The 26,522-nt window shown below is 71.8% G+C and carries 29 protein-coding genes and 1 riboswitch; of the genes, 5 read left to right on the forward strand and 24 right to left on the reverse strand.

Going from position 1 to position 26,522, the window contains the following annotated elements; translation table 11 throughout:
* Positions 1–18: 18 nt before the first annotated feature.
* Positions 19–996 carry an NADPH:quinone reductase gene (locus tag FIU83_RS11990; protein WP_152484254.1) on the reverse strand — a complete coding sequence of 326 codons (978 nt, stop codon included), beginning with the start codon at positions 994–996 and terminating at the stop codon, positions 19–21.
* A 99-nt stretch (positions 997–1,095) separates the two neighbouring features.
* Entirely contained in the window at positions 1,096–1,668 is a 573-nt protein-coding gene (locus tag FIU83_RS11995; protein ID WP_152484255.1) for a hypothetical protein, read from the reverse strand.
* A 169-nt stretch (positions 1,669–1,837) separates the two neighbouring features.
* Between FIU83_RS11995 and FIU83_RS12000 the strand changes: the two genes are divergently transcribed.
* Positions 1,838–2,590 carry a glycerophosphodiester phosphodiesterase family protein gene (locus tag FIU83_RS12000; RefSeq protein WP_152484256.1) on the forward strand — a complete coding sequence of 251 codons (753 nt, stop codon included), beginning with the start codon at positions 1,838–1,840 and terminating at the stop codon, positions 2,588–2,590.
* Between the two features lie 39 nt (positions 2,591–2,629).
* Here FIU83_RS12000 and panP read toward each other — a convergent pair whose 3' ends face one another.
* The 4 genes from panP to cobO all read right to left on the reverse strand — a co-directional run bounded on the left by panP (position 2,630) and on the right by cobO (position 7,362).
* Entirely contained in the window at positions 2,630–4,285 is a 1,656-nt protein-coding gene (gene panP / locus FIU83_RS12005) for a pyridoxal-dependent aspartate 1-decarboxylase PanP (protein WP_152484257.1), read from the reverse strand.
* 77 nt (positions 4,286–4,362) lie between these two features.
* Positions 4,363–5,832: a cobyric acid synthase gene (locus tag FIU83_RS12010; RefSeq protein WP_152484258.1), complete on the reverse strand. Its 1,470-nt coding sequence runs from the start codon at positions 5,830–5,832 to the stop codon at positions 4,363–4,365.
* 10 nt (positions 5,833–5,842) lie between these two features.
* Positions 5,843–6,568 carry a 5,6-dimethylbenzimidazole synthase gene (bluB, locus tag FIU83_RS12015; RefSeq protein ID WP_152484259.1) on the reverse strand — a complete coding sequence of 242 codons (726 nt, stop codon included), beginning with the start codon at positions 6,566–6,568 and terminating at the stop codon, positions 5,843–5,845.
* A 188-nt stretch (positions 6,569–6,756) separates the two neighbouring features.
* Positions 6,757–7,362, reverse strand: coding sequence for a cob(I)yrinic acid a,c-diamide adenosyltransferase (cobO, locus tag FIU83_RS12020; RefSeq protein WP_152484260.1), 606 nt, complete (start codon positions 7,360–7,362; stop codon positions 6,757–6,759).
* A gap of 230 nt (positions 7,363–7,592) precedes the next feature.
* Between cobO and FIU83_RS12025 the strand changes: the two genes are divergently transcribed.
* Positions 7,593–7,955 (forward strand): hypothetical protein, encoded by a 363-nt coding sequence (locus FIU83_RS12025; protein ID WP_152484261.1) that lies wholly within the window; start codon positions 7,593–7,595, stop codon positions 7,953–7,955.
* On the forward strand, positions 7,956–8,132 hold the full coding sequence (locus tag FIU83_RS12030; RefSeq protein WP_152484262.1) for a DUF1289 domain-containing protein: 177 nt from the start codon (positions 7,956–7,958) through the stop codon (positions 8,130–8,132).
* A gap of 15 nt (positions 8,133–8,147) precedes the next feature.
* Here the strand turns inward: FIU83_RS12030 and FIU83_RS12035 are convergent, their stop codons facing one another.
* The 12 genes from FIU83_RS12035 to cobT all read right to left on the reverse strand — a co-directional run bounded on the left by FIU83_RS12035 (position 8,148) and on the right by cobT (position 19,249).
* Positions 8,148–8,915, reverse strand: coding sequence for an ABC transporter ATP-binding protein (locus tag FIU83_RS12035; RefSeq protein WP_152484263.1), 768 nt, complete (start codon positions 8,913–8,915; stop codon positions 8,148–8,150).
* Entirely contained in the window at positions 8,915–9,901 is a 987-nt protein-coding gene (locus tag FIU83_RS12040; RefSeq protein WP_253939461.1) for an iron ABC transporter permease, read from the reverse strand. Before FIU83_RS12040 ends, FIU83_RS12035 begins: the two co-directional genes overlap by 1 nt.
* Complete coding sequence (locus tag FIU83_RS12045) at positions 9,888–10,787, reverse strand: cobalamin-binding protein (RefSeq protein WP_152485353.1); 900 nt, start codon at positions 10,785–10,787, stop codon at positions 9,888–9,890. The genes FIU83_RS12040 and FIU83_RS12045 overlap by 14 nt, the downstream gene beginning before the upstream one ends.
* Entirely contained in the window at positions 10,787–12,619 is a 1,833-nt protein-coding gene (locus FIU83_RS12050; RefSeq protein ID WP_152484264.1) for a TonB-dependent receptor, read from the reverse strand. The genes FIU83_RS12045 and FIU83_RS12050 overlap by 1 nt, the downstream gene beginning before the upstream one ends.
* Positions 12,620–12,749: 130 nt before the next feature.
* Positions 12,750–12,997: riboswitch (cobalamin riboswitch) on the reverse strand.
* Between the two features lie 74 nt (positions 12,998–13,071).
* A complete protein-coding gene (locus FIU83_RS12055; RefSeq protein ID WP_152484265.1) occupies positions 13,072–13,506 on the reverse strand; it encodes a bifunctional adenosylcobinamide kinase/adenosylcobinamide-phosphate guanylyltransferase in 435 nt (144 codons plus the stop codon).
* Positions 13,458–14,108, reverse strand: coding sequence for a histidine phosphatase family protein (locus tag FIU83_RS12060; RefSeq protein WP_152484266.1), 651 nt, complete (start codon positions 14,106–14,108; stop codon positions 13,458–13,460). Before FIU83_RS12060 ends, FIU83_RS12055 begins: the two co-directional genes overlap by 49 nt.
* The gene (gene cobS / locus FIU83_RS12065) at positions 14,060–14,818 is read right to left on the reverse strand and encodes an adenosylcobinamide-GDP ribazoletransferase (protein WP_152484267.1); all 759 of its coding nucleotides are present in this window, start codon (positions 14,816–14,818) and stop codon (positions 14,060–14,062) included. The genes FIU83_RS12060 and cobS overlap by 49 nt, the downstream gene beginning before the upstream one ends.
* 13 nt (positions 14,819–14,831) lie before the next feature.
* The gene (locus FIU83_RS12070) at positions 14,832–15,413 is read right to left on the reverse strand and encodes a bifunctional adenosylcobinamide kinase/adenosylcobinamide-phosphate guanylyltransferase (protein ID WP_152484268.1); all 582 of its coding nucleotides are present in this window, start codon (positions 15,411–15,413) and stop codon (positions 14,832–14,834) included.
* On the reverse strand, positions 15,410–16,501 hold the full coding sequence (cobD, locus tag FIU83_RS12075; protein WP_152484269.1) for a threonine-phosphate decarboxylase CobD: 1,092 nt from the start codon (positions 16,499–16,501) through the stop codon (positions 15,410–15,412). The genes FIU83_RS12070 and cobD overlap by 4 nt, the downstream gene beginning before the upstream one ends.
* Positions 16,498–17,484, reverse strand: coding sequence for an adenosylcobinamide-phosphate synthase CbiB (cbiB, locus tag FIU83_RS12080; protein WP_152484270.1), 987 nt, complete (start codon positions 17,482–17,484; stop codon positions 16,498–16,500). Before cbiB ends, cobD begins: the two co-directional genes overlap by 4 nt.
* Complete coding sequence (locus tag FIU83_RS12085) at positions 17,481–18,194, reverse strand: adenosylcobinamide amidohydrolase (protein WP_253939462.1); 714 nt, start codon at positions 18,192–18,194, stop codon at positions 17,481–17,483. Before FIU83_RS12085 ends, cbiB begins: the two co-directional genes overlap by 4 nt.
* Positions 18,191–19,249: a nicotinate-nucleotide--dimethylbenzimidazole phosphoribosyltransferase gene (cobT, locus tag FIU83_RS12090; protein WP_152484271.1), complete on the reverse strand. Its 1,059-nt coding sequence runs from the start codon at positions 19,247–19,249 to the stop codon at positions 18,191–18,193. The genes FIU83_RS12085 and cobT overlap by 4 nt, the downstream gene beginning before the upstream one ends.
* Positions 19,250–19,526: 277 nt before the next feature.
* On the opposite strand from cobT, the gene FIU83_RS12095 reads away from it, so the two are divergent.
* Together FIU83_RS12095 and FIU83_RS12100 are read left to right on the forward strand one after the other, a co-directional pair.
* Positions 19,527–20,852, forward strand: a complete 1,326-nt coding sequence (locus tag FIU83_RS12095) for a sulfite oxidase (RefSeq protein ID WP_152484272.1) — start codon at positions 19,527–19,529, stop codon at positions 20,850–20,852.
* 10 nt (positions 20,853–20,862) lie between these two features.
* Entirely contained in the window at positions 20,863–21,240 is a 378-nt protein-coding gene (locus FIU83_RS12100) for a hypothetical protein (protein ID WP_216645031.1), read from the forward strand.
* Between the two features lie 90 nt (positions 21,241–21,330).
* Here the strand turns inward: FIU83_RS12100 and FIU83_RS12105 are convergent, their stop codons facing one another.
* The 6 genes from FIU83_RS12105 to FIU83_RS12130 form a co-directional block, all read right to left on the reverse strand.
* Positions 21,331–22,341 carry a zinc-dependent alcohol dehydrogenase family protein gene (locus tag FIU83_RS12105; RefSeq protein WP_253939463.1) on the reverse strand — a complete coding sequence of 337 codons (1,011 nt, stop codon included), beginning with the start codon at positions 22,339–22,341 and terminating at the stop codon, positions 21,331–21,333.
* A 52-nt stretch (positions 22,342–22,393) separates the two neighbouring features.
* Positions 22,394–23,185 carry a DUF2797 domain-containing protein gene (locus FIU83_RS12110; RefSeq protein ID WP_152485357.1) on the reverse strand — a complete coding sequence of 264 codons (792 nt, stop codon included), beginning with the start codon at positions 23,183–23,185 and terminating at the stop codon, positions 22,394–22,396.
* A 43-nt stretch (positions 23,186–23,228) separates the two neighbouring features.
* Positions 23,229–23,513 (reverse strand): YeaC family protein, encoded by a 285-nt coding sequence (locus FIU83_RS12115; RefSeq protein WP_152484273.1) that lies wholly within the window; start codon positions 23,511–23,513, stop codon positions 23,229–23,231.
* Positions 23,514–23,536: 23 nt separating this feature from the next.
* Positions 23,537–24,391, reverse strand: a complete 855-nt coding sequence (locus FIU83_RS12120; protein WP_152484274.1) for a rhomboid family intramembrane serine protease — start codon at positions 24,389–24,391, stop codon at positions 23,537–23,539.
* Between the two features lie 208 nt (positions 24,392–24,599).
* Positions 24,600–25,598, reverse strand: a complete 999-nt coding sequence (locus FIU83_RS12125) for a metallophosphoesterase (RefSeq protein ID WP_152484275.1) — start codon at positions 25,596–25,598, stop codon at positions 24,600–24,602.
* A 7-nt stretch (positions 25,599–25,605) separates the two neighbouring features.
* Positions 25,606–26,487: an NAD(+) kinase gene (locus FIU83_RS12130; RefSeq protein WP_152484276.1), complete on the reverse strand. Its 882-nt coding sequence runs from the start codon at positions 26,485–26,487 to the stop codon at positions 25,606–25,608.
* Between the last annotated feature and the right edge of the window lie 35 nt (positions 26,488–26,522).

Consider the following 26,522-nt stretch of genomic DNA (forward strand, 5'->3'; position numbering starts at 1 on the left):
CGGCAGAGGCGCCAACGCCTAGGGGATCAGCACGGTCGAGCCGGTGGTCTTGCGGCCCGCCAGCGCCTGCTGGGCCTGGGCCGCCTCGGCGAGCGGATAGCGCTGGCCGATGTCGATCACGACCTCGCCGCTTTCGATCCGCGCGAACAGGTCGGCGGCCATGGCCTCGAGACGCTCGCGGGTATCGGCATAGCCGTTGAGGCTGGGGCGGGTCACGAACAGCGAGCCCTTCTGGTTGAGGATGCCGACGTTGACGCCCTCCACGGCGCCCGAGGCGTTGCCGAAGCTGACCATCAGGCCGCGCTTCTTCAGGCAGTCCAGCGAGGTCTCCCAGGTGTCCTTGCCCACCGAGTCGTAGACCACGTCGCAAATGGCGCCGCCGGTCAGCTCGCGGACCCGCTCGACCACGTCCTCGCGGGTGTAGTCGATGGTCGCCCAGGCGCCGTTCTTCTCGGCCAGCGCCGCCTTCTCCGGCGAGCTCACCGTGCCGATCAGCTTCACCCCCAGCGCCTTGGCCCACTGGCAGGCGATGGAGCCGACCCCGCCGGCCGCGGCGTGCCAGAGGATGGTCTCGCCGCCCTGGAGCGGGTAGGTCTGGCGCAGCAGGTACTGCACGGTGAGGCCCTTGAGCATGGCCGCCGCCGCGGTCTCGGCATCGATACCCTCGGGCAGCACCACCACCTTGTCGGCCGGCAGCACGTGCTTCTCCGCGTAGGCGCCCAGCGGGCCCTGGGCATAGGCTACCCGGTCGCCCACGGCCAGGTGGGTGACGCCCTCGCCCAGTGCCTCGACGACACCCGCGCCCTCGGTGCCGAGCCCCGACGGCAGCGACGGCGCCGGATACAGCCCGGTGCGGAAGTAGATGTCGATGAAGTTGAGGCCGACCGCCTGGTTGCGCACGCGCACCTCGCCGGCGGCCGGCTCGACCGGTGGGGCCTCGATGAGCTCGAGCACCTCGGGGCCGCCGGTGCGGGCAAACTGGATACGCTGGGCCATGGGGAGTTCCTTGTGACGATGATGGATGGGCCCATCAGTCAAGCGCCCGGACACCTCGGGGTCAAGAAGGGGACGATGCATGTCGCCCGACGGCGCGACCTAGAGCGTCGCGGGGAAGGCCTCGAGGCCGCGCACGAAGCGCGCCTTGTAGTCGTCGAAGAGCGCGCGGTCGCGCTTGAACGACTGGATCACCGAGGCCTCGTCGAAGGTCAGCGCCCGGGGCAGTTCCGCCACGGAACCGGCGGGATGCTTGGGGCCCAGGCCGATGCGCACGCCGGCCTTGCCGTCGAGCCAGCGGGTGATGCCCGCTTCGCGGAAGCGCGCCTCCTGGTCGGGACCCATGGCATCGACGCGCAGCGGCGCCTTGAGGGCCAGCTCGGCGACGAGCCGCTCGGCGGGACGGGGCACGCTCTCGCCGTCGAGCTCGGCCAGCAGCATCACGGTCATGCTGCTGCCCACCTCGTCGAGCACGAGCAGCGCCAGCGCCACCGGGCGCGAGGCGTCGTCCACCAGCGCCAGCACCCGCGCCGCCTCCTGCTTGACCAGCACCCCCAGGGTGCCGGCGAAGGTCGCCAGCGGCGTGAGACCGGCGTCCTGGCCGTAGGCCTCGGCGCACAGCCGAGCCAGGCAGGCATCGCGCTGCTCGGGATTCTTGATGTGCACGACTCTCATCTCGGTGTCCTCGCATCGTCGTATGTCCGGCGCCAGCGCCAGGATCGAAAGCGCGCAGCCTATCATATCCTGGCCCGCTCGCGCCGCGGCACCCCCGACCTCGCCTATCGGACAAGACGCCACGGTCGCCGACTGTTTATGCTGGGGCGGTCCCCGACCGGAGTCCGCCATGCCCATCGCCTCGCCGCCGCTGTCGTTTCCCCGCCTGATCGCCCATCGCGGCCTCTCCGCCCGCGCCCCCGAGAACACCCTGGCGGCGGTGCGCGCGGCCCATGCGGCCGGCATCGACTGGGTCGAGCTCGACGTGCAGCGGCTCGGCGACGGCACGCCGGTGATCTGGCACGACCGCGACGTGTCGCGTTGCTCGGACGGTCGCGGCCGGCTGGCGGCCATGGACCAGGCCGCGGCCCGACGGCTGGACACGGGCGCCTGGTTCGCCCCCGCCTTCGCCGGCGAGCGGATGGCCACCCTCGACGCGATGCTCGCGCTGCTCGCCGAACTCGGCATGGGCGTGAATCTGGAGCTCAAGGTCAACCGCGGCCACGATCCGGTGGCGCTGGCCGAGGCGGCGGTGCCGGCGGTGATGGAGGCACTGCCCTACGAGCGGCGGCTGGTGTCGTCCTTCGACGAGCGGGCGCTGAGGGTCGGTCGCACGCTGGCCGGCCCCGAGCGGCTGGCCCTGGGGGCGCTGTTCGACCGCGTGCCCCGGGACTGGCAGGCCCGCGCCGAGGCGGTGCAGGCCGTCAGCGTGCACGCCAACTGGAAGTCGCTGAGGGCGGAGCGGGCCCGGGCCATCAAGGCCGCCAACCATGCGCTGGTCTGCTACACCGCCAACGACCCGCTCGCCTTCGCCCCGCGCTGGGACTGGGGCGTCGACGCGGTGATCAGCGACGACCCCACGCGCTTCGACACGGCCCCCTGAACGGCTTGTCGGCGGCCCGGTATCGGGGCGCCGGCACGATCATCCCTGGCGACGATGGGAGGCCAGCAGCGACGTCAGCTCGGCGAAGTCGTCGCTTTCCCGCTGCTCCGCGGCGATCTGGCGCTGCTCCTCGATGAGCTCGCGCAGCACCTGGTCGGTGGTCAGGGGGTTGGCCAGCACCACCCGGAACACGGTGATGGCCTGGCCGCCGTAGGGCTCGGGCGTCAGCCGGGTGCGCGACACGAAGGCCCTGCCACGCTCGCGCTGGATCTTCTGGATGGCCTGGGTCATGCGGTTCAGGAGGTCGTTGATCCGCTGACGCAGCGCCTCGTCGGCCTCGCCCAGCAGCGCCTGAACCTCGGGCGGCGCCCAGCGATAGGTGAGGATGTTGAGCTCCGGCTCGGTGACCAGCTCGAAGTCGTCGAGCGCCGTGATCCGGTCGGCGAAGCGCCGCGCCAGCTGGATGCCGTTGTCGATCAGCATCGCATAGCCCTGACGCCCGATGATCTTCAGGGCCGACTGCACCAGCATCGCCATGCCGGGCCGGGAGCCTTCCAGGGTGGTGCTGCCGAGATCCCGGGAGCCCTGCCGAATGATGTACTGGGCATGATGCTCGATGCTGCCGAGGGCGGACGGCTCGCGGAACAGCACCATGCCCGCCCCCATCGGCACATAGAGCTGCTTGTGGGCGTCGATGGTGACCGAGTCGGCCCGCTCGATGCCGGCGAGACGCGGCCGGTAGCGCTCCGAGAACAGCGTCGGGCCGCCCCAGGCGGCATCCACGTGGAAGTGGATGCCATGCTCTGCGGCGATATCGGCCAGGCCGTCCAGCGGATCGATGTTGCCGGTCTCGGTCGTACCGGCGATGCCGACCAGGGCAAACGGCCGTATCCGCTGCCGCTGGAGCCGCTTCAGCGTGGCGACCAGCGCCTCGGGCCGGATGCGGTTGTACCCGTCCGTCTCGACGGCCACCATCTGGTCCCGCCCGATCCCCAGGACATCGGCCGCCTTGGACAGCGAGTAATGGCCGCGCTCGGAGACCAGCACCGCGGCGCCCTCGCACTCATAGTGCCGCATGGCGCTGAACACGCCGCCGCGGCCAATGCCCGGGAAGTCGCCATCCGGGCCGAAGGCCCGGTTCCGCGCGGCCCACAGCGCGGTGATATTGGCCACGGTGCCGCCGGAGCAGAAGGCGCCGAGGCGACGCTCGCTGTGGTGCAGCCAGCGGTCGTAGAAATCATCGGACTGCCCGTAGATCAGACGATGCAGCATGCCCAGCACCTGACGCTCCAGCGGCGTGAAGGCCTTGGAGGTTTCGGTCTTCACCAGGTTCTGGTTGAGCGCGATCATGATCTTCGACAGCGGGATCATGAAGTACGGCAGTGCCGACGTCATGTGGCCGACGAAGCTGGGCGAGGCGGTATGCACCGACTGCGAGACCACCTTGTCGAGCAGGAACTGGGTCTGCTCCGAGACGAAGGCCGGCGCTTCCGGGATCCTGGCATCGCTGAAGTCCTGCTCGATGATGGCCAGGTCGTTCTCTTCCGCGACGATGTGCTCCCCGAGGAAGCCGGAGAGATTCGTCGAGATGTCCCTGTCCAGGCGGTTCAGCGTCGATCCCGGCGCCTCGGGGACGGTGAAGATCCTGAGCAGGTTTTCCCAGCTGCTCTCGGCGACCTTTGATTGCTTGCCCATGGAACCCTGTTGTCTCTGGAGAATGGAAACGCCGCGAGGGCCGCTGATTACCTGTGCGCGCGATGGTAGCCGAGGCCTCAACCCTTCGCCAGCGCTTCGATGGCGGTCATGTCCAGGCTCGCCTCCAGGCCGTCAGCCAGCCGGTCGAGCTCCCGCTCGCGATGGGCGGCGAAGTCCACGGCCACCTCCCCGGCCCTCTCCGCCAGGCCGAGCCGGGCGAGCAGCGCTGCGCAGGCCCCCGCCTCGTCGAAGAGGCCGTGCAGGTAGGTGCCGAGCACCTGGCCGTCCTCGCTCACTGCGCCGTCCGGCGACCCGTCGAGTTCCATCAGCGGCCGCGCCAGGGCCGGGCCTTCGCTTATGCCATTGTGGATCTCGTAGCCGCGCACCGGCGTGACCTCCCCGGCCGGAGCGTCAAGGAGGGTGCCGGCGACGTTGCGCAGCCGCTTGCCCGCCACCATGCGGGTGCGCATCGCGAGAAGCCCCAGCCCCGGCACGCTGCCAGCCGGGCCCTCGAGGCCGTCGGGATCGTCGATCGCCTCGCCGAGCATCTGGAAGCCGCCGCAGACGCCGAGCAGCCGGCCGCCGTAGCGCAGGTGGCGGCGGATCGCCGCCTCCCAGCCCCGGGCGCGCAGCCAGGCCAGATCGCTCGCCGTCGCCTTGCTGCCGGGCAGCAGGATGACGTCGGCGGGCGGCATGGCCTGGCCCGGGCCGACCAGCGTCAGCTCGACCCGCGGATGCAGGCGCAGCGCGTCGAGATCGGTGTGGTTGCTGATCCGCGGCAGCGCCGGCACCACCACGCGCAGCCCCGGCGCCTCGGCGGCGCTCTCGGTGAGGCCGAGGCCGTCCTCGGCGTCCAGCAGCAGGCCCTCGAGGTAGGGCAGCACGCCGTACACCGGCTTGCCGGTGTGCGCCGCGAGCCAGTCGAGGCCCGGCTCGAGCAGGGCGAGATCGCCCCGGAAGCGGTTGATGATGAAGCCTCGGGTGCGCGCGCGTTCGGACTCGGAGAGCAGCGCCAGCGTGCCCACCAGCTGGGCGAAGACGCCACCGCGGTCGATGTCGCCGACCAGCAGCACCGGGCAGTCGATGGCCTCGGCGAAGCCCATGTTGGCGATGTCGCCCTCGCGCAGGTTGACCTCGGCGGGGCTCCCCGCCCCCTCGGCGATGATCACGTCGAAGCGGCTCGACAGCCGCTCCCAGGCCGCCAGCACCCGCTCCCGCGCTCGGCGCTTGAAGGCGTGGTAGTCGATCGCGTCCATGTGGCCGTAGACCCGGCCGTCGAGGATGACCTGGGCGCCCCGGTCGCTCTCGGGCTTGAGCAGCACCGGGTTCATGTCGGCGTGGGGGGCGATGCCCGCGGCCACGGCCTGCAGCGCCGTGGAGCGGCCGATCTCGCCGCCCTGTGGCGTCACGGCGCTGTTGAGCGCCATGTTCTGGGGCTTGAAGGGCGCCACCGAGATACCGCGCCGGGCGAGCGCCCGGCAGAGCCCCGCGACCACGGTGCTCTTGCCGGCATCGGAGGTGGTGCCCTGGATCATCAGCGTCGGCATGACAGCGTCCTCACGCTCGGGGGGCCAGGGCGTCGACGGCGCGGATGATGTCCGCGTCCGCCGGCGGGGTCCGCCAGCCGCTGCCGTGCACCCGATCGGCAAGGGGCAGGCGCTGGCGCCAGCCGGCCCGGGCGAGCTCCGGTGCGTCGAGGAAGTCGTCGACGTAGCCCAGGCACAGGTAGGCGAGCGGATAGACGTGATCCGGCAGGCCCAGCACCTCGGCGAGCTCCCGCTGGTCGAGGATGCTGACCCAGCCCACGCCGATGCCCTCGGCGCGGGCCGCCAGCCACAGGTTCTGGACCGCCAGGCAGGTGCTGAACAGATCCATCTCGACGATGCTCTGGCGGCCCAGCACGTGCTCGCCGCCGCGCGTCCGGTCGCAGGTGATGCACAGGTTGAGCGGGCTCTCGAGGATGCCCTCGAGCTTGAGGCGGCGGTAGAGCGCGCCGCGCTCGCCGGCATGGGCCTCGGCCGCCTTGGCGTTCTCGCGCTCGAAGATGGCGTGGACCCGCTCACGCACCGCGCGGTCGTCGATCAGCAGGAAGTCCCAGGGCTGCATGAAGCCCACCGAGGGCGCGTGGTGGGCGGCCTCGAGGAGCCGCGCCAGCACCTCGGGCGGGATCGGGTCCGGGCGGAACTGGGCGCGCACGTCGCGACGCTCGAAGATGGCCCGATAGAGGCCCTCGCGCTGCGCCTCGGGGAAGGCGTGGTCGGGTCGCCCGCTGGGATCTGCCATGCGGCGGTCTCCTGGAAATCGTGATGTTGGGAGGGTGCTGATCTATGGGGATGATGAGCTTGCGCGGCGCCAAGCCGCCGCGAGGGCGCTGTGAACCCATCCCTGGGCGCTACCGACGCCATCCCTGGCGTAGGACCCTCGCTTCGGCTCGTCGCCGGCGCTCATCCGACGACTCTGCAGCCGCGGGTCTACAGCTCTACGCCCTTCTGGGCCTTGATGCCCTGATCCTTGAAGGCGTGCTTGACCACCTTCATCTCGGTCACCGTATCGGCCAGCTCGATCAGCGCCTCAGGCGCGTGGCGGCCGGTGACCACCGCGTGCTGCATGGGCGGACGCGCCTGGAGGTCGTCGAGCACGGCGTCGAGGTCCAGGTAGCCGTAGCGCAGGGCGATATTGAGCTCGTCGAGCATCACCAGGGCGTAGTCCGGGTCGGCGAGCATGCGCCGCGCCTCGGCCCAGGCCGCCTCGGCGGCGCGCACGTCGCGCTCGCGGTCCTGGGTGTCCCAGGTGTAGCCCTCGCCCATGACGTGGTAGTCCACCCCCGGCAGGTCGCGAAAGAAGGCCTCCTCGCCGGTGCTGAAGGCACCCTTGATGAACTGCACCACGCCCACCTTCATGCCATGGCCGAGGGCGCGTGCGACCATGCCGAAGCCGGAGCTGCTCTTGCCCTTGCCGGGGCCGGTCAGTATCAGGAGCACGCCCTGCTCCTTGTCGGCGGCCTTGATCCGCTCGTTCATGATCTTCTGCTTGGCGGCCATGCGCACCGCATGGCGGTCGGGGTCGACGTGTTTCATCGGAGTCTCCAGCGAGAAAAATTCGGGAACGCCCGTCCACTCGGCGTTCGTGACAAACTCGGCATGCGTGCCAGTCGATCGGATATCCATGATCCCGCCATGACGCTCGCGCCCTGGCCAGCACCCGAGTCCTGTTGTGCTTGGAGGCACAGTGCCCCCTCGCGGTATCATGCCCCCTGCCGACGTCTTGCCCCTGGGCATCACGACGACCTCTTCCACGGGAGCCCCTCATGCTCGACAAGAAAGCCAGCCGTCAGACGGAGCGCCGGCTGACAAAGGCCCTGACCGATGCCTGCGAGACCGCCAAGCCGCTGCTGCCCGGCTTCACCTGGCTGACCCACCTGGTGGACTACCGGCGCTTCCCCGAGAGCCTCAGGGTCGTATGGGTATTCGAGACCCAGGCGACGCTGGCCCGCGCCCTCAAGGGCGACGGGCGACGGCGGATGCGCGAGCTGACCGAGGCCGCCCTGTTCGAGGCGGACGTCGAGGTCGCCGACATCGACGCCCACCTGGACGCCGACTGCGAGGAGGAGTGCCGGCGGATGCACGGTGGCGACTGGGAACGCCGGCTGGCGATCAAGGAGCGTCACTGAATGGCCAAGGGCATCGAGAGTCCCTGCGTGTCGATCTGCCAGCTGAAACGCGGGCTGTGCGTGGGCTGCGGGCGCACCATGGAGGAGATCACCCGCTGGCCGTCGATGAAACGGCCTGAGCGGATGAAGACCCACCAGCGCGCGGCGCAGCGGCTGAAGAAGCTCGACAAGGCCTGAGCGCATCCTGCCACGTCAACGCCTGGGCACGAAGACCGGCGCGCCGTCGACCATGGCGGTGGTCAGCGGCTGGCCATAGAGGCGTTCCAGGGCGGCGGGCACCAGCATCGCCTCTGCGGGGCCCCAGCACGCCTCACCGTCGGGATAGAGCAGCAGTAGGTGGCTGCACCAGCGCGCCGCCAGGTTGAGGTCGTGCAGGCACATCATCACCGCGCCGCCGGCCTCGGCCTGCTCGGCGAGCAGGCCCATCACCGCCACCTGGTGGTGCAGATCGAGGTGGTTGGTGGGCTCGTCGGCGAGCCACACCGCCGGCGCCTGGGTCAGCACCGTGGCCAGGCTGACGCGCTGGCGCTCGCCGCCGGAGAGGGTCGCGAGCTCGCGCTCGGCCAGGTGCGACAGGTCGAGGCGCGAAAGCGCGGCCTCGGCGCGCGCATGGTCCTCGGGCCCCTCCTGCTGCCAGGGCGCGAGGAAGGGGTGGCGGCCGATCAGCGCGGTCTCCTTCACCGTGGCCGGGAAGTCGTCGTGGCGCTCCTGGAACACCACCCCCAGCCGACGGGCCAGCGCCCGCCGGCGCCAGCCGGACAGCGCCCGCCCCTCGAGGTGAACCTCCCCCGAACGCGGCGGCCTTAGCCCCGCCAGGGTGTGCAGCAGGGTGGTCTTGCCCGCGCCGTTGGGGCCCAGCACCCCCCAGCGCTCCCCCGGGGCCAGCCGCAGGTCGAGCGGCCGACCGTCCCCGCGACCGGGAACATCGATCAGCAGCCGATGGGTCGCCAGGGCCTCCATCAGCGACTCCGGTAGAGCAGGTAGAGGAAGCTCGGCACCCCGAGCAGCGCCGTGATCACTCCCACCGGCAGCTGCTGGGGGGCAATCAGGGTGCGCGCCAGGGTGTCGGCGAGGGTCAGCAGGATGCCGCCGGCCAAGAGGCTCGCCGGCAGCACGCGCCGCTGGTCGTTGCCCAGCCGCAGGCGCAGCATGTGCGGCACCATCAGCCCCACGAAGCCGATGCTGCCCGCGGTGGTCACCGCCAGGGCGGTAAGCAGGCTCGCCAGCAGGTAGAGGGTCCACTCCAGCGGGCGCACCGACACGCCGAGCGCGGCGGCCTGCAGCCCGCCCCGGGCCAGCACGTTGAGGGTGCGCCCCAGCGGCAGCACCACGACCAGGGCCAGCGCGGCCACCGCCAGCACCGGCCAGGGCGAGCCCGCGTAGGCGAGATCGCCCATCAGCCAGTAGAGCATGCCGGGCAGCCGCTCCACCGGGCTCACCGTCAGCAGGAAGGTGATCACTGCCCCCCAGCCGGCGGCCATCACCACCCCGGTGAGCAGCAGGCGGGTCGGCGTCCAGCTGCCGGTACCGTGGGCCAGGCCGAAGACGATCAGCGTCGAGGCGAGCGCCCCGGCGAAGGCCGCCCCGCCGACCAGGGCGGCGCCGAGGCCCGCCAGCATGGCGGCGAGTGCGGCCACCGAGGCGCCGCCGGAGAGCCCCAGCACGTAGGGGTCGGCCAGCGGATTGCGCAGCAGCACCTGCATCAGCGCCCCGGCGAGGGCCAGTAGCGCGCCGGTGCCGAAGGCGGCGAGCGAGCGCGGCAGACGCAGCTCGAGCACCAGGGTCCGGTGGAGCGCCTCGCCCTCCCCGATCAGCACTCGCATCAGCTCATCCGGGGCGATGGCGACGCTGCCCAGCGCCAGCGACAGGGCCAGCGACAGCAGCGCGGCCAGCGCCAGCCAGGCGAGCGCCGCGGGGCGCGCCAGCAAGGCTCTAGCGCCGCTCACGGGCGGTCTCCAGCCGGGCGCAGAGCGCCCGGGTGCCCTCGAGCAGGCGCGGCGTGGCGCGCTGCACCAGGTCCGGGTCGATGAAGAAGAGGTTGTCGCGGCGTACCGCGGTCATCTCCGGGTAGTCGCGCCAGGCCTCGAGCCATTCGGAGTCGGGCTCGCCCATGCCGCCGGTGAGGATCGCCTCCGGGTCCCGGGCCAGCACCGCCTCGATGCCGATGCGCGGCACCAGCGGCGCCTCCTCGGCGAAGAGGTTCTGCCCCCCGCAGAGCGCCAGCGCCTGACTGATCCAGTGCTCGCCGTTGACGGTCATCAGCGGCTGCTCCCAGACCTGGTAGAAGACCGGTACCGGCGCGGCCTCGGCGTAGTGCGCGCGCAGCGCAGCCACCTCCTCGCGCAGCCCGCGGGCGGCCCGCTGTGCCTCCGCCGCGCTGCCGGCCAGCGCGCCGAAGCGCTCGAGGCTTCTCGCGATGCCGGCGAAGTCGTTGACGTCGGAGTAGAAGACGGGAAGGCCGAAGCCCGGCAGCCGCTCGACCTGCTCGCGGGGATTGCCGCCGGCCCAGGCCACGACCAGATCGGGCGCCAGCGCCAGCAGCGCCTCCAGGTCGAGGCGGTCGTAGCTGCCCACCCGGGGCAGCTCGGCCGCCTCGGCCGGGTAGTCGCTGAAGCTGACCGCCCCGACCACCCGCTCGCCGGCCCCGGAGGCGTAGAGCAGCTCGGTGACACCCGGCGAGAGTGCGACGATGCGCCGCGCCGAGGCGTCCAGGCAGACCTCGCGGCCGGCGTCGTCGACGACGCAGACGTCCGCGGCCGCCGGATCCGGCAGGCCGACCAGGAGCCCCGGCAGCAGGGTCGCCAGCGTGACGAGCCGCGCGCGAGAGACCATCACGGGCCGAAGTTCACGCTGAGGAAGGCCGTGCGGCCCGCATTGAGGTAGTCGCGACCGTCGAAATACTCGGTCGTGGCGTACTCCCTGTCGAAGACGTTATCGACGCTCAGCCGAGCCGACCAGAGCGGGGCGAACCGCCAGTCCGCACGCAGGTCGACCTGGCCGAAGCCACTGAGCGGCTCCTCGTTGGCCGCGTCATCGAAGCGATCGTCCTGGGCGATGAACGAACCGCCCAGCGACCAGTCGCCCAGCTCGCGATCGAGGTCCAGGCGCAGGCTCTGGCTGGCGCGGCGCGGGAGTCGATGGCCGGTCTCGCGATCCTCGGTATCGGTCAGGGTCAGGGCCGCCTGCAGCGTCCATGCGTCCACGTCGATTCCCGAGGCCAGCTCCACGCCGCGGATGCGTGCCTCGTCGATGTTCTCGTTCTGGCTGCCCGTCGAGGCGATGAAGTCGTCGACCCGCGTCTCGTAGGCCGCCAGGTCCCAGAAGAAGCGCGCGTACTGGCCGCGCACGCCCAGCTCGACCGTCGCCGAGGTCTCGGCCTCGAGGTCGGGGTTGCCGGCGAAGTAGCCGAGGTCCGGGTAGTAGAGCTCGTTGAAGGTCGGGGCGCGGTAGGCGGTGCCGTAGCTGGCGCGCAGGGTGTGGTGATCGTCGAGGGCAAAGCCCAGCGCCAGATGACCGGTGAGCTCCTCGCCGAAGGCCTCGTTGTCGTCGTGGCGCAGCCCGGCCTGCACGGAAACCGGGGAAAAATCCATCAGCGCCTGGGCGAAGACGGCCACGTTGTCGCGGCTCTCCTCGGCGTAGGTGCCGACGCCGGTGTCGCTGCCGGCGATGTCGTCCTCCTGGTACTCGGCGCCGGCCACCAGCTCATGAGGCCCGAACCAGACGGTGTTCTCCCAGCGCAGTGTCCGGGTCGTGGTATCGAAGAGGCTGTCGTAGGCCGCGGTCTCCGTCTTGTCCCGGGCCTCGCTGAGCGTCAGGCGGCTCGTCCAGGCCTCGGTCACCGGCAGCTCGCCGTAGAGGCCGGCCACCTGCTGGACGAAATCGGTCTCCCCACCGACGAATTCGGTGCTGCCCCGGGCACGCAGGGCCAGCACGCCCACCTCGGCGCCGTTATCGAAGCCGTGGGCGAGGCGCACCAGGCCGGTGGTGTTGTCGTAGCCCTTGTCGCCCTCCCCCTCGAGGATCTCGTAGCCGTCGCTCTCCAGGCGGCTGGCGGCGACATGGTAGCGGGTGCCACCCTCGCTGCCGGAGAGCGAGGCGCTGGCACGCCGGGTATCGAAGCTGCCGCCGCCCAGCGAGAGACGCGGGGTGGGCGCTCCCTCCCCTTGCGGGGTGAACAGCTGCACCACGCCCCCCACGGCATCGGCACCGTAGAGGCTGCCCCGCGGGCCGCGCACGATCTCGATTCGCTCGAACTGGCGCGGATCGAGGAACTGCCAGGCGGGGCCGCCGGCGGTGGCCGAGCGCAGGCGAATGCCGTCGATCATCAGCAGCGTGGACTTGCTGCTCGTGCCCCGCAGGTAGACGCTGCTGGTCTTGCCGAAGCCGCCGTTGGACGAGACATCGACGCCGGGCTGACCGCGCAACAGGTCGGTGATATCGGTGGGGTCCTGGCGGCGCAGTGCGGCCTCGTCGATCACGGTGACCGAGGCCAGCGTCTCGTCGGCGGTGCGCGGTGCGCGGGTGGCGGTGACCGTCAGCGGATTGAGGGGCTCGGCGACGACCCCGTCGGCGTCGGAGGTCGAGGTGCCCTGGGCCTGGACGGCCAGCGGCAGCGCGGCCAGGGCGAAGGTCGCCAGGCCACGGGAGGCGTGAGTGGTGTTCATGTGGGTCCCTTGCCGCCGCGCTCACCCGCACGGCGCCTTGCGTTTTTTCTGGTGGGCCGGCGGCAGGGAACGAGACCACGGGCGACCACGGCCTGTCGCCGGGAGACCCGCCTCGTGATCGCCCTCCGCGATCCGGCATGTGCTCTCAGGCCGGTCTCCGGGCTGACGAACGAAGGGCCTGGCCGAGCCAGGGGGGACACCTTCCGGACCGCCGCCTTCCCATGCCGCGGGGGCACAGTGGCCTACCAGTGACGGTAGTGGCGGACCTCGATTCGATCACCGTTGCGGGGGCAGCGTCGGACTCGCCGCGGGGGCGCACCGACTTCCCGTTTACCCGGCGAAGCTCGCTTCGCCGGCACCTGAGAGTGCGGCTAAGCTAGCAACCCGCCCCGGGGGCGTCAACGCGAATCGCCGGCGACGTTGACGCACCGCCCGACCGGCGCGGACGCGATTCAGCCAGCGGTCAGGCGCCGGGCCAGGCCGTGGCGCACGTACCAGACCTCGTCGGCGCGCGCCGCCGCGTCCTGGCCAAGCCACCCGGCGAGGTCGCGCAGGCGCCGCTCCGCCGGGTCCATGGGCACGATGCCGCGGCCCACCTCCGGCAGGATCAGCACGACCTCTCCCCTCGCCTCGCGCTCTGCCTCCCTCAGCGCCTCGAATTCGGCAGCGAGCCGGGCGCGCAGGCGGTCGTCGTCGGGCTCGTCGGCCAGGGCCGCGGCGAGACCGTCGAGCCAGCCGGTGATCACCAGACACTGCCCCGGGGCGAGCCGCACCCGCCAGCCGTCGGGGAAGGCGCCCTCGCCCACCCGCCACCAGACCGCCTCGGGGAAGCGACTCGCTACGAGGTCGCGCTTGCCGGCGCAGGCACCGCCGATGAACAGCCGCATTGCCAGCCCTCCTCGCCGTGGGTGAAGACGAACCGCCGGCCCTGGGCCTGGCCCACCACGCCGGCCCAGAAGTCGGCCCCCTCCAGGCGCCGCGAGAGCTCGCGGATGGCGCCGCCGTGGCTGACCGTCAGCACCCGCCGGTGGCCGTGGACCAGCGCCTCGGCCAGCACCTCGTCGAGCCAGTCGGAGAGCCGCGCCCAGAGGTCGTCGGCGGACTCGCCGCCGGGGGTCGCCCGCATGCCGCGGCTGTCGACCCAGGCCCGGTAGGCCGGGTCGTCCTTGAGCGCTTCCCAGGTTCGCCCCTCGTAGTCGCCGAAGTCGAGCTCGCGCAGGCGGCGATCGAAGCGCGGCGCCTCGGGATGGCTCGCCCAGGCGCTGCCCTCGCGGATATGGGCCAGCGTCTGGCGACAGCGGGTGAGGTCGCTGGCGTGCACGGCATCGAAGCCGGTCTCGGCCAGCGCCTCGCGCAGCCGCTCGAGGTCGGGCAGCGCCTCGGGCAGCAGCAGCGGGATGTCGCGCTGGCCCTGGTAGCGGCGTTCCTGGTTCCAGCTCGTCAGGCCGTGACGAACGACCACCAGCTCCAGGCGATCAGCAGCAGCCATAGTTCTCCTCCTTCGATGGCGGCCCCGACGATGTCGCCGTTGATGCCGCCGAAGGCCCGGCGCATCGCCAGGCCGTAGCCGATGATAAAGACGCTGAGCCCGGCCGCCAGCCAGGCGCCGCCGGGCCAGCAGAGCGCGAACGCCAGCGCCGGCAAGGCGGAAAGCGCCAGGTCGTCCCGGGTCAGGCTCTGCTGCCAGGCGTGGGCCATGCCCTCGGGGCGGGCCGCCGGTACCGTGACCAGCAGGCCGACGCCGCCGAGCCGCCCCAGGGCGAGCAGCAGCACCAGCCCCCAGGGAGAGGCGCCGGCGTCGAGCAGCGCCCAGAGCAGGGCGAGCTTCCAGGCCAGCAGGAAGACCAGCGCCAGGATCCCGAAGCTGCCCACCTGGGGATCCTTCATGATCGCGACGCGCTTCTCCAGCGGGGCGTTGCTGCCCAGGGCATCGGCCAGGTCCATCACCCCGTCGAGGTGCAGGCCGCCGGTCAGCGCCACCCACAGGCTGAGCAGTGCCAGGGCCAGCAGCGGCGCGGGTAGCAGCGGCTCGAGCACCGTGCCTGCCCCGGCCACCAGGCCCCCGAGCAGCGCGCCGACCAGCGGATAGGCCCGGGCCGCCCAGCGCCGGGTGGCCGGCGTCCAGGGGCAGGCCAGGGGCACCGGCAACCGGGAAAGGAACTGGATCGCCAGCAGCATGCCGAAGGCAGCGTTTCTCATGGGCTCACTCCTGTCATGCCTTGTGCCTATCGTCGCTGCCACCCTCGTCGCCGCCCTTCCCCTCGATGCCTTTCCACTCGATGGCCCGACCGGCCACCACCTCGACCACGCGATCCGCCTCGGCGGCCAGGTCGCGGTGCAGCCGCTGCAGGAAGGCCAGGTAGCGCCATACCGCCTCGTCCCGGGGCGGCAGGTCCTCGTTGAGGTCATTGGAGACCACCACCAGGGCGATGCCCCGGCGCCGGGCCGCGGCGATCAGCCGCCCTAGCATGGCCCGGCCGGCGGCCTCGTCGCGCCCGGCCTCGAAGAGCCACTGGCCGGCCCAGAGGGTCAGGCAGTCGAGCAGCACGCTGCTGCCCGCGGCGAGGCCGTCCAGAGCGGCGTCGATCTCCAGCGGCGCCTCGCGGGTCCGCCAGCCCTCGCCGCGCTCGCGACGGTGCCGGGCGACCCGGGCCGCCATCTCGTCGTCGCCGACCCGCGCCGTGGCGAGGTAGACGAGCGTGGCCCCCTTCCGCTCCCGGAGGTGCTCCCGGGCCAGGGCCTCGGCCACCGCGCTCTTGCCCGAGCGCGCCCCGCCGGCGACGAAGGCGATCATGGGCGCCCCCAGGCCGCGAGGGCCTCGAGCAGGCGGGCGTTGTCCGGCCCTTGGCGCAGGGCGACACGCAGCCAGCGGCCGTCGAGGCCGGGAAAGTTGTGGGTGTGGCGCGCCAGCAGGCCGCGGCGCAGCAGGAAGGCGAACAGCGCCTCGGCCTCGACGGCGTCGCGGCCGCCGCGCAGCAGCAGGAAGTTGGCCTCGGTGGGCGCCACCGCATGGCCCAGCGCCCGCACCCGCGCCGGCAGGTCGCGCTGCGCGGCCAGCCACGCCCGGGTACGGGCGAGATAGTCGGCGTCGGCGAGCAGCGGCGCCACCAGCGCCAGCGCCAGGGCATTGACGCTCCAGGGCAGCTGACGGGCGGCGAGGCGTGCCACCGTCTCGGGCGCGCCCAGCAGGTAGCCGAGCCGCAGCCCCGGCAGGGCGTAGAGCTTGGTCAGCGAGCGCAGCAGCAGCAGGTTCGGCGCTTCACGAAGCAGCGGCGTCAGCCGCTCGTCCTCGGCAGTGAAGTCGACGAAGGCCTCGTCCACCACCAGGGTGGTACCGGTCTCACGGCCCCGGGCCAGCAGGCGCTCGATGGCGGCGCGTGGGATCAGGGTGCCGGTGGGATTGTTGGGGCGGCAGAGGAAGAGCACCTCGGCCTTCGCCATGGCCCGCTCGGCGGCGGCGACGTCGAGGTCGAAGGCTTCGCCGCCCAGCGCCATCGTCGAGACGTCGAGGCCGTAGTGCTCGCAGGCCCGGGCGTACTCGCTGAAGGTGGGCTGCACGATCAGGGCGCGACCGCCGGCGTGCAGACCGGCGGCGAGATGGATCGCCTCGGCGCCGCCGGCCGTCACCAGCACCCGCTCGGGAGCGACGCCCTCCTGCGCGGCGATGGCGCGACGGGCCCGCTCGTCGTCGGGGTCCGGGTAGCGGCTCAGGCAGTCGCCGGCGCCGGCCAGCCAGCCGTCGAGCCAGGGCGGCGGTCCCAGGGGATTGAGGTTGGCGCTGAAGTCGACCAGCGGATGCTCCGCGGGCAGGCCGTAGCGGGCGAGCAGCGGCGCGGCGCGCCCGCCGTGATTGGGCCAGCCCGATTCGCTGCTCACGCTCACAGGAGAAGCTCCCACGCAAGGATCGGCAGGGCCATCAGCAGCAAGAAGACGAGCCAGCCGCCATGCATGAGGCGGATGGCGCGGTCGATGTGTTTCACGGCCAGGGGCTCGAGGGGCGTGCCCAGGGTGGCGCGGTAGGAGGGGCGCCCGGCGTAGTGGTTGAGGCCGCCGAGGCGCACTCCCAGCAGGTTCGCCACCATGGCCTCCGGCCAGCCGGCGTTGGGGCTCGGGTGGCGGGGCGCCTCGCGGCGCGTGGCGGCCAGCGCCCCGGCCCGGCGACTGCCCGGGATCGCCCAGGCCGAAAGCCACAGCGACAAGGCGGTGAGCCGCGCCGGCAGCCAGTTGACGGCATCGTCGAAGCGCGCCGCGGCGCGGCCGAAGTCCAGGTAGCGGGGGCTTGGGTAGCCGACCATGGAGTCCAGGGTGTTGGCGGCCTTGTAGGCCAGCGCCAGGGGCGCGCCGCCGAGCAGCGCCCAGAAGAGCGGCGCGGTGATGCCGTCCACGGTGTTCTCGGCCACGGTCTCCACCGCGCCGCGGGCGAGCCCGCCCTCGTCGAGCGCCTCGGTGTCGCGGCCGACGATCCTCGCCAGCGCGCGGCGCGCCGGGTCGAGCTCGCCGCGGGCCAGCGGCGTGGCCACCGCCCGGCCGGCCTCGGCGAGACCCCGGGCGGCAAGCGTCGTGGCGAGCAGGCCGAGCTCGGCGGCCAGCGACAGCCAGGGGCTGAGCCAGGCGAGCGCGGCGAGCAGGCCCCAGGCCAGCACCCAGGTGCCGCCCACCACGATCAGCACCAGGAAGTTACCGCGGCGCCGGCGCGCGGCGGCGGGCCCGTGGTTCCAGGCCCGCTCGAGCCGGGCGATCACCTTGCCCATGCCCACCACCGGATGCGGCAGCCAGGGCGGGTCGCCAAGCAAGAGGTCGAGCAGCAGGGCGACGGCAACGAGGCCCAGCAGCGACAGCGACAGGGGCTCGACGAACGGGCTCATCGCGCCTCCTCGGTCATCGCCAGGGAGGCCGTCACGGCGCGGAACACGACCTCGCCGATGGCGCGGCCCAGCCGCGTCCCCGAACCCGCATAGGGGGTGGGGGCGCCGCGCTGGGTGGCGGCGATGGCCAGGCAGTCGGTGGAGGTACCGGTGGCCGGGGTGCCGGTGTGCGGGTCGCGCACGCCCCGGGCGTGAAGGGCCTGCCCCTTGGCCTCGGTGACCGACTGGGCGGCGTTGACCAGGGCGCCGTCGTCGAGGTGGCCGTCGATGAAGAGCTGGATATTGATCGTGCCGACCACCGGGCGCGGATCGCCCTCGACCGCCGCGGTGATGTCCACGGCGTTGCCGACCCCGGCGGTGACCGCGGCCAGCACCGAGCGCGCGCCGGCCTCCGCCGTCGCAAGTACGAGGTGGGCCGGCGAGACCGCGGTCATCATCGCCACGCTCTGCTCGCCCTCGAGGCCGCGCCGGGCGAGCCAGTCGAGCAGGTCGGCGCGGGGCGTTCGGCCGGCGTAGCCCTTGTCGACGTGGAAGTTGCAGAAGTGGCGCGCCTGGCCGAGCCCCGCCCCCACCAGGGCGCTGCTCAGGGTGCGCAGGGGCGTGGCATGGGTGAGGCGAACGGCGTGGGCGTCCACCGCAAGCGACAGGCCCTCGCCGAAGGCCAGGTCGCGGACGCCGGGAGGCCAGAGCGGTGACGGCGCAGGCGTCACGGCGATGCCCCGCCGTCGATGCCGGCGTCGGCGAAGGTCGCCATCTCGCCAAGCATCGCCGTGGCCGCCTCCAGCAGCGGGAAGGCCAGCGCGGCCCCGCTGCCCTCGCCGAGGCGCAGCTCGAGGTCGAGGAGCGCCTCGGCATCGAGCGCCTCCAGGGCCAGGCGATGGCCGGGCTCGTGGGAGCGGTGGCCGAAGATCAGGTAAGGGCGCAGGGCGGGCGCAAGCCGGCAGGCGACCAGCGCGGCCACCGTGGCGATGAAGCCGTCCACCAGCAGCGGCAGGCGGTGTGCCGCGCCCTCCAGGTAGGCGCCGGCCATGGCGGCGATCTCCAGCCCGCCGAGCGCGGCGAGGATCGCCAGTGGATCGTCGGGATCCGGCGACCGCTCGACGAGCGCCGCCTCGATGACCGCCCGCTTGTGGGCCAGGGCCTCGCCCGCAACGCCGGTGCCCGACCCGACCAGCTCGCTCACCGGGGCGCCGGTCAGCGCGGCCAGCATCGCGCTGCTCGCCGTGGTGTTGGCGATGCCCATCTCGCCGACGATCAGGCTGCGACAGCCGGCCGCGACGGCGCGACGGGCGGCGCGTCGGCCCACCGCGAGGGCCGCCCGCGCCTCGTCGCGGCTCATGGCGGCCTCGCGGGCCAGGTTGGCGGTGCCGGGGCGCACCCGGTCGCGCACGACGCCGCGTTCGGGCAGCTCGCCGACCACGCCCACGTCGACCACTTCAAGGCGTGCGCCGATGCGTCGCGAGAAGACGTTGATCGCCGCGCCGCCGGCGACGAAGTTGGCCACCATCTGCGCGGTGACGGCCTGGGGGAAGGCCGAGACATTCTCCGCGGCCACCCCGTGATCGGCGGCGAAGACCACCACCCCGGGCGGCGTTACCTTCGGGACGTCCTCGCCGGTCAGTCCGGCCAGGGTCACCGCCAGTGCCTCGAGTCGCCCGAGGCTGCCGGGCGGCTTGGTGAGGGTGTCGAGGTAGCGGCCGACCCGCTCGGCACAGGCCGCGTCGGGCGCGGCGATCGGCGCGCAGGCATCAATCCGTTCCTTCATCGCTCTCTTCCCGCTGATCAGGGCGGCGGTCGCCGCCGCTGGTAGGCGTCGAGTGGCCGCAAGGCGCCCGCATCTTAGCAGAAAGCCTTTCCCGTGCGGTGCCGCTCTCGCCGGGCACGACGCCGGGCAAGGGCCGGCATTGGGGGCTACGCTATTCACGACGCCCTTCCCCCCCCTTGGTGACTGTGCTATTTCTATTAGCGGTACAAATTAAACAATAATCTGAAACAAGGCGCGCTTTGCCTGGCACGCCGCCCCGACGACAGGAGTCAACGCCATGACAGACAAGACGCCGGAGACCCGCGGCCTCCACGAACTCTATGCCGAGAACCCCGAGGACGCCGATCGCCGACTCTGGGATCGCGAGGTCGACCCGGTGAGTCGGCGCGGCTTTCTCAAGCGCTCGAGCCTGCTGGCCATGGCGGCCGCGGTGGGCGGCTCCATCCCCTTCGCCGACAGGATGCCGGGCGGGCTGATTCCCGCGGCGCTGGCCCAGAGCGAGGAGCCCTTCACGCTGGAGGGCAAGGAGGGGCTGACCGTCCTCAACGACCGGCCGATCAACGCCGAGACGCCGCCCCACCTGCTCGACGACGACATCACCCCCGCCAAGCACATGTTCGTGCGCAACAACGGCATCCCGCCGGAAGCCGAAGGCATCGACGTCGACGCCTGGACGCTGGAGATCGACGGCGAATCCTGTGAGACCCCGCAGAGCTTCACCATCGCCGACCTCAAGGAGAAGTTCGAGCACCACACCTACCAGCTCACCGTGGAGTGCGGCGGCAACGGCCGCAGCGAGTATGTGCCCTCGGCCAGCGGCAACCAGTGGACTACCGGCGCGGTGGCCTGCCCCAGCTTCACCGGCGTACGCCTGCGTGACGTGCTGGAGGCCTGCGGCATCAAGGGCGACGCCGTCTATATCGGCTACTATGGCGCCGACACCCACGTCAGCGGCGACCCCAACAAGGACCCGATCTCCCGCGGCGTACCCATGGAGAAGGCCCTGGAAGACGAGTCGCTGATCGCCTGGTCGATGAACGGCGAGAACCTCCCCTACCTCAATGGTCACCCGTTGCGTCTGGTCTGCGGCGGCTGGCCGGCTTCTGTGTCCGGCAAGTGGCTGCAACGCATCGTGATCCGTAACCAGAAGCACGACGGCACCAAGATGGCGCCTCCCTCCTATAGCGTGCCCAAGCACCCCGTGGCGCCGGGCACCGAGGTGCCGAAGGAGGATTTCGTCACCATCGAGTCGATGCCGGTGAAGTCGTTGGTCACCTTCCCGAAGTCGGGCGTGACCCAAAACCTCGGCGAGTCACTGGCGGTGCGCGGCCATGCCTGGGCCGGCGACCTCTCGGTGGAGCAGGTGCAGGTGTCGATCGACTTCGGCGCCACCTGGCAGCCGGCCGAACTCCAGCCGGCACCCAACCGGCTGGCCTGGCAGCGCTGGACGGCTGAGCTGGAGTTCCCCGAGCCCGGCTACTATGAGATCTGGGCCAAGGCGACGGACAGCGAGGGTCGCTCACAGCCGATGGTGGTGCCCGGCTGGAACCCCAAGGGCTATCTCAACAATGCCTGCCACCGCATTGCGGTCCAGGTGGCATAAGGAGGCCCGCATGGCAATCACCACATCACTGCGCGCTGGGGCGCTGGCGCTGGCCTTGCTGACGCCGCTGGGGGCGTCGGCTCAGGAAACCGACCCCGAGAGCGGCCTGATCATCGCCGAGGGCTGGAAGACGGTGAAGGTCAACTGCACCATCTGCCACTCGGCGAAGCTGGTCACGCAGAACCACGGCACACGAGAACGCTGGACGTACCTGATCCGCTGGATGCAGGACACCCAGGGACTCTGGCAGTTCCCTCCGGAGCAAGAGGCCACCATCCTCGACTACCTGGCCGAGCACTACGGGCCCAAGACGGATGCCCGTCGCACGCCGCTGACGCCGGACATGCTGCCGCCCAACCCCTACAAGCAGGCCGCCGAGAGCGGCTGACAGGGCGCCGGCGGCGACGCATGGCATCCCACGGGCTCGGCTTCGGCCGAGCCCGTCTCGTTTCCAGCCCCCCCGCTGCGGCCTCACGGTTCAAGGGATCAGCACCGCCGCGCCGGAGAGGCGCCCCTCCCGCAGGTCCTCGAGGGCCCGGTTGGCGTCCTCCAGGGGATAGGCGCGCGTCTCGGTGCGAATCGGCACCCCGGGGGCGAGGGCCAAAAACGCCTCGCCGTCGCGGCGGGTGAGGTTGGCCACCGAGCTCAGGCGGCGCTCCTCCCAGAGCAGGCGGTAGGGGAAGGAGGGGATGTCGGACATGTGGATGCCCCCGGAGACCACCGCGCCGCCGGGGCGCACCGCGGCCAGCGCCGTGGGGATGAGATCGCCCACCGGGGCGAAGAGCAGGGCGGCGTCCAGCGGCTCGGGCGGGGTCTCGTCGCTGCCGCCAGCCCAGACCGCGCCGAGCCGCCGCGCGAAGGCCTGGGCCTCGCTGTCGCCGGGCCGGGTGAAGGCGTAGACCGCCTGACCCCGGGCCACGGCGAGCTGGATGAGGATGTGCGCCGCGGCGCCGAAGCCGTAGAGGCCGAGGCGCCGGTTGGCCTCGCCCCCAGCCAGCCGCCAGGTGCGATAGCCGATCAGCCCGGCGCAGAGCAGCGGCGCGGCGGCCTGGGCATCCTCGGCGGGCAGGGGAAAGCAGTAGCGGGCGTCGGCCACGCAGTGCTCCGCGTAGCCGCCGTCGCGGGTGTAGCCGGTGAACTCGGCGCGCACGCAGAGGTTCTCTCGGCCGGCCAGGCAGGGCTCGCACGCGCCGCAGGTCCAGCCCAGCCAGGGCACCCCGACCCGCTGCCCGATGGCCAGCTCGGTCACGCCCTCCCCCAACGCGGCTACCTCCCCGACGATCTCGTGACCGGGGATCAGCGGCAGCCGCGGCCTCGAGAGCTCGCCGTCAACCACGTGGAGGTCGGTGCGGCAGACCCCGCAGGCCAGCACCCTGACCCGCACCTCGCCGGGGCCCGGCTCGGGCAGCGGCAGTCGCTCGAGCTGCAGCGGCTGGCCGGCGACGTGCAGCCGCATGGCGCGCATCTCGCTCATCGGGCTCTTCTCCACGGGCTCTCCTCCTCAGGCGAACGGATTCGCTGCCCGCAGGATAGCCCAGGGCTCAGGCGGCGACCCGCACCTCGTAGCCGGTGAACTTGCGCAGGTTGATCACGCCGCTGTCGAGGATCAGGTACTGCCCCTTGATCCCCAGCAGGGTGCCGTCGACGCGCGGGGTCTTGTCGAGGTTGTGGGAGACCACCTTGGTGGGGAACTCCAGCACCGGGTACTCGAAGCTCAGCGGCGCCTGGTCGAGGACGCGGATGGCGTCGGCGCCGAAGCGCTCGCGCAGGTTGTCGAGGCCGCTGCCCAGACGCTCGAGCAGCCGATCGCGCTCGGCGGCGAGATCGAGCCACTCGGTGGTGCCCTTGAGCATGGCCCGCCAGTTGGTGCGATCCGAGACCTGCTCCTTGAACAGCACCTCGACGAAGCCGGACTGCTGGCGGGTGTCGACCTCGAGGATCGGCAGCGCCTGCACCGCGCCCTGGTCGAGCCAGCGCGTCGGCATCTGGCTGGCCCGGGTGATGCCGACCTTGAGCCCCGAGGCGTTGGCCAGGTAGACCACGTGGGGCTGGAAGCAGTGGCGCTCGGCCCAGTCGGGCTCCCGGCAGGTGCCCTCGAAGAAGTGGCAGAGCTCCGGCTTCATGATGCAGGTATCGCACTGGGCGAGCTTCTTGAAGCAGGGGTAGCAGTGGCCCTGGGCGAAGCTCTTCCTGGTGGCCCGGCCGCAGTGGGTGCAGGCGATGGCGCCGGTCCACTCGAGGCTCAACGGCTTGCCGAGGCAGGCATTGAGGTCGAGGCGGGCGTCGCCGGCGCGCAGCACGTAACGGGCCGGCGAGCCGGGCTCGACGGCCATCTTGGTCAGGCAGCCCTGCTGCACGGCGGCGGCAGCGATCGACTCAGTCACGGCCGACGTCCCGGCCGAGGCCGGCCAGCTCCGGGGGCACGTCGGCGCCGCTGCTGGCACTGCCGCAGGTGCGGCGCTCCAGGTAGCCGACCCGCTCCTCCTCGGGCACCCGGTTCTCCGCCTCGTAGCGCATCACCGCCTCCAGGCAGAGCTCGGTCTGCTCGGCGGTGAGCATGCGGCCATCGGGCCACTTGCGCAGCGAGACGGCCTGCTTGAGGCTCGCGTAGATGGACGGGGTCATCTGCTGGATCATGCGATCGAAGGTCATTTCGCTCATGACGGACTCTCTTAGATAGGGCCTCAGGAGGGACGGCGGCGGGCACGGCCGGAATGATACCAGCCCAGCGCCAGCCCCACGACCAGCCCGCCCAGGTGCGCCTCGTTGGCCACGTTGCCGAAGCCCACCAGGGCCGCCATGTCGGTCATGGCGAAGACCAGCCAGCCGAGCATGAAGACCACCAGCATCTGGGGCACGAAGAAGCCGCTGCGCGGCGCGCGCCGGGACATCAGCCAGACGTAGCCGAGCAGCGCGAAGTCGACCCCGGACATGCCGCCGAACAGCACGGTGCCGGCGGCGTACTGGGCGAGATTGGCGCCCACGCCGGCGACCAGCAGCAGCGTCAGCATCCGCCGGCTGCCCTGCAGCGCCTCGACCTGCCGGCCGAAGTACCAGAGCCAGAGCATGTTGAAGATCAGGTGCATCCAGCCGAAGTGCAGGAAGGCCGGCGACAGCAGTCGCCAGACCTGTCCCGAGGCGAGGGCCTCGCCAAGGTCGCCGAACGCCAGCCCGCCCTGGACCACGATCACCGGCACGATGGTCAGCGCCGCGACCACCCGATCGTCGAGCAGCGCCATCAGGGCGAAGACCACCAGGCAGAGCGCCAGGGCGATGGAAGTCACCGGCACCTGGCGGAACGGCGCCAGCCACTGCGCCGCCCCCGCCCCTCCGGCCCGCGACGCCTCGGGCGTCAGCGATTCGCCCCGCCGCCAGCGCTCGATCAGCCCGAGCATCGCCTCCTGCTGGGCGGGGTCGACCAGCCACAGCACCTGCCCCTCGCCCTCCTCGGTGATCCGATGCCCGATGCGATGGGCCCACAGGGCTCGGCGCAGCGGGCGGGTATCGACATCGTGGGGCAGCAGGATTACCCGGTACATGGTCTCTCCAGCGAGGGGCTCGTCAGCGGGGCGCGCCCCGGGGGCCGAGCGGCCGGATGGGACGGCGCCGACCGGCCGGGCAAAGAAAAAGTCCGGCGGAGGGGGCCGCCGGACAAGAGCAAGGGATCATTCAAGGGAACACCTACTCTGATGGCGTCGGTCAACGAGAGTTCATCCCGCTGACACGCTTTTTGCGTAAAGAATTGTATCAATCGAAGTCGATCTCCCAGGGCTGCGGCCGGGCCTCCTCCTCGCGGGGCACACGGATCCACTCGAAGTGGCTGGCGTCGAGGCGCGCCTCGCCGCTCCAGCGGTAGGCCACCAGGCGGCCGAACTTCACGGCGCTGTAGTCCAGGCAGGCGATGTTGCCCGCCGGCAGGGCCGGTATCCCCTCGCACCAGTAGTGGCCGATGAACAGCGGCGGCTCGTCGGGACCATAGTAGCTGAGCCGCGTGCGCTCCTCCTCGGTGAGCGCGCGCCGCTCCAGGTCCCCCGGCAGGTTGTCGGGCTGGAAGACCACGTCGCCCCAGGTGCGCGGATGACGCGCCCAGAAGTGGGCCCGGAAGCTGCGCCGGGTGAAGCCGTCCCCCGAGTGGATCGCCACGCCTTCGGGCAGCGGCACGTGGGTGCCGCGGGTCAGGCGATCGAGGATCCGGAACGCCCGGGTCCCCGGCACCACCGAGGCGGCCAGGAAATCCTCGTCGATGCGCCCGTCCGGATGGTCGCGGCGCAGGTCGTCGATCAGCGCCGGGTCCCAGCAGGCGTGCACCACCCGCAGGCCGTCGAGCTCGAGGAACAGCGGGATGTCCATGAACCAGGCCAGCGCCTCCTCCCACTCCTGGGGGTGGTCGCGATACTGCTCCAGGGTCTCCTGGATGATGCGGTTGTGGCGCGGCGTGTGCTCGCGCAGCCAGTCGCGGCCCAGGCCGGCCGGCGCGCGGTGGCAGTAGGCCAGGGCGTTGTACTCGTGGTTGCCCATGACGATATGCGCCTCCCCCGCCTCGACCATGCGACGGGCGATGGTGACGGCCAGGCGGATGCGCGGGCCCCGGTCGATCAGGTCGCCGAGGAAGATCACCTGGCGGCGCGGGTGGCGGTAGACCCCGCCGCGCTGGTGATAGCCCAGGCGCTCGAGCAGCGCGCCCAGGGTCGCCCCGCAGCCGTGCACATCGCCGATCAGGTCGTAGCCCTCGAGAGTGCCTTGCATGCTCACCTCAGTCGCCCAGACGATTGCTCCAGCCCAGCTTGCTGCGCAGGACCTCGAAGAAGTTGTGGCCCAGCGGGTGGACCAGCTGGACCCGCCGCGGCTTGCGGCGGATGACCAGCACGTCGTCGGGCTTGGCCACCGCGCGGGTCTGGCCGTCGCAGCTGATGTGCGGGTAGGTCTGGTTGGTCTCGCCGATATGGATGCGGATCTCGCTGGCCGCATCGATGACGATGGGCCGGCTCGACAGGGTGTGCGGGAACATCGGCACCAGGGTGATGACGTCGAGCTTGGGGTGCATGATCGGCCCGCCGCCGGAGAGCGCGTAGGCCGTGGAGCCGGTGGGCGTGGCGATGATCAGGCCGTCGCTGCGCTGGCTGTAGACGAACTGGCCGTCGAGGAAGAGCTCGAACTCGATCATGCGCACCGCCTTGCCCGGGTGCAGCACCACCTCGTTGAGGGCATCGCCGTTGCCGACCTGGACGCCGTCGCGGTAGAGCTCGGCGTCGAGCAGGAAGCGCTCCTCCAGCTCGTAGCGCCCGGCGAGCACCTCGCCGACCCGAGCCTCCAGCTCGTCCGGAGAGATGTCGGTGAGAAAGCCCAGTCGGCCGCGGTTGACGCCCAGCACCAGGGTGCCGCTGTGGCAGAGGGTGCGCGCGGCACCCAGCAGGCTGCCGTCGCCGCCGACCACGATCACCAGGTCGCAGAGCTCGCCCAGCAGCCGGCGGCTGGCTTCGGGATGGCCGTGGTCGAGCAGCACCGTGGCGGTCCGGTCCTCGATGATGACGTGATAGCCGCCGTCCTCGAGGAAGCGGATCAGCCGCTTGAGGGTATCGACCACCTTGGCGCTGCCCAGACGACCGATCAGACCGATGTTCTTGAAGGTTGTCATGCACGGGCCTCTCGCTTCGCGGCCGGCCATTATGG

Origin of the sequence: Halomonas sp. THAF5a, assembly GCF_009363755.1 — a bacterium.
Taxonomy (GTDB): domain Bacteria; phylum Pseudomonadota; class Gammaproteobacteria; order Pseudomonadales; family Halomonadaceae; genus Halomonas.

What these genes read in the sequence shown, in the direction of transcription:
- FIU83_RS11990 (WP_152484254.1), bottom strand. Translation starts at nt 996, where the DNA reads ATGGCCCAGCGTATCCAGTTTGCCCGCACCGGCGGCCCCGAGGTGCTC.
- FIU83_RS11995 (WP_152484255.1), bottom strand. Translation starts at nt 1,668, where the DNA reads ATGAGAGTCGTGCACATCAAGAATCCCGAGCAGCGCGATGCCTGCCTG.
- FIU83_RS12000 (WP_152484256.1), top strand. Translation starts at nt 1,838, where the DNA reads ATGCCCATCGCCTCGCCGCCGCTGTCGTTTCCCCGCCTGATCGCCCAT.
- panP (WP_152484257.1), bottom strand. Translation starts at nt 4,285, where the DNA reads ATGGGCAAGCAATCAAAGGTCGCCGAGAGCAGCTGGGAAAACCTGCTC.
- FIU83_RS12010 (WP_152484258.1), bottom strand. Translation starts at nt 5,832, where the DNA reads ATGCCGACGCTGATGATCCAGGGCACCACCTCCGATGCCGGCAAGAGC.
- bluB (WP_152484259.1), bottom strand. Translation starts at nt 6,568, where the DNA reads ATGGCAGATCCCAGCGGGCGACCCGACCACGCCTTCCCCGAGGCGCAG.
- cobO (WP_152484260.1), bottom strand. Translation starts at nt 7,362, where the DNA reads ATGAAACACGTCGACCCCGACCGCCATGCGGTGCGCATGGCCGCCAAG.
- FIU83_RS12025 (WP_152484261.1), top strand. Translation starts at nt 7,593, where the DNA reads ATGCTCGACAAGAAAGCCAGCCGTCAGACGGAGCGCCGGCTGACAAAG.
- FIU83_RS12030 (WP_152484262.1), top strand. Translation starts at nt 7,956, where the DNA reads ATGGCCAAGGGCATCGAGAGTCCCTGCGTGTCGATCTGCCAGCTGAAA.
- FIU83_RS12035 (WP_152484263.1), bottom strand. Translation starts at nt 8,915, where the DNA reads ATGGAGGCCCTGGCGACCCATCGGCTGCTGATCGATGTTCCCGGTCGC.
- FIU83_RS12045 (WP_152485353.1), bottom strand. Translation starts at nt 10,787, where the DNA reads ATGGTCTCTCGCGCGCGGCTCGTCACGCTGGCGACCCTGCTGCCGGGG.
- FIU83_RS12050 (WP_152484264.1), bottom strand. Translation starts at nt 12,619, where the DNA reads ATGAACACCACTCACGCCTCCCGTGGCCTGGCGACCTTCGCCCTGGCC.
- FIU83_RS12055 (WP_152484265.1), bottom strand. Translation starts at nt 13,506, where the DNA reads ATGCGGCTGTTCATCGGCGGTGCCTGCGCCGGCAAGCGCGACCTCGTA.
- FIU83_RS12060 (WP_152484266.1), bottom strand. Translation starts at nt 14,108, where the DNA reads ATGGCTGCTGCTGATCGCCTGGAGCTGGTGGTCGTTCGTCACGGCCTG.
- cobS (WP_152484267.1), bottom strand. Translation starts at nt 14,818, where the DNA reads ATGAGAAACGCTGCCTTCGGCATGCTGCTGGCGATCCAGTTCCTTTCC.
- FIU83_RS12070 (WP_152484268.1), bottom strand. Translation starts at nt 15,413, where the DNA reads ATGATCGCCTTCGTCGCCGGCGGGGCGCGCTCGGGCAAGAGCGCGGTG.
- cbiB (WP_152484270.1), bottom strand. Translation starts at nt 17,484, where the DNA reads ATGAGCCCGTTCGTCGAGCCCCTGTCGCTGTCGCTGCTGGGCCTCGTT.
- cobT (WP_152484271.1), bottom strand. Translation starts at nt 19,249, where the DNA reads ATGAAGGAACGGATTGATGCCTGCGCGCCGATCGCCGCGCCCGACGCG.
- FIU83_RS12095 (WP_152484272.1), top strand. Translation starts at nt 19,527, where the DNA reads ATGACAGACAAGACGCCGGAGACCCGCGGCCTCCACGAACTCTATGCC.
- FIU83_RS12100 (WP_216645031.1), top strand. Translation starts at nt 20,863, where the DNA reads ATGGCAATCACCACATCACTGCGCGCTGGGGCGCTGGCGCTGGCCTTG.
- FIU83_RS12110 (WP_152485357.1), bottom strand. Translation starts at nt 23,185, where the DNA reads ATGGCCGTCGAGCCCGGCTCGCCGGCCCGTTACGTGCTGCGCGCCGGC.
- FIU83_RS12115 (WP_152484273.1), bottom strand. Translation starts at nt 23,513, where the DNA reads ATGAGCGAAATGACCTTCGATCGCATGATCCAGCAGATGACCCCGTCC.
- FIU83_RS12120 (WP_152484274.1), bottom strand. Translation starts at nt 24,391, where the DNA reads ATGTACCGGGTAATCCTGCTGCCCCACGATGTCGATACCCGCCCGCTG.
- FIU83_RS12125 (WP_152484275.1), bottom strand. Translation starts at nt 25,598, where the DNA reads ATGCAAGGCACTCTCGAGGGCTACGACCTGATCGGCGATGTGCACGGC.
- FIU83_RS12130 (WP_152484276.1), bottom strand. Translation starts at nt 26,487, where the DNA reads ATGACAACCTTCAAGAACATCGGTCTGATCGGTCGTCTGGGCAGCGCC.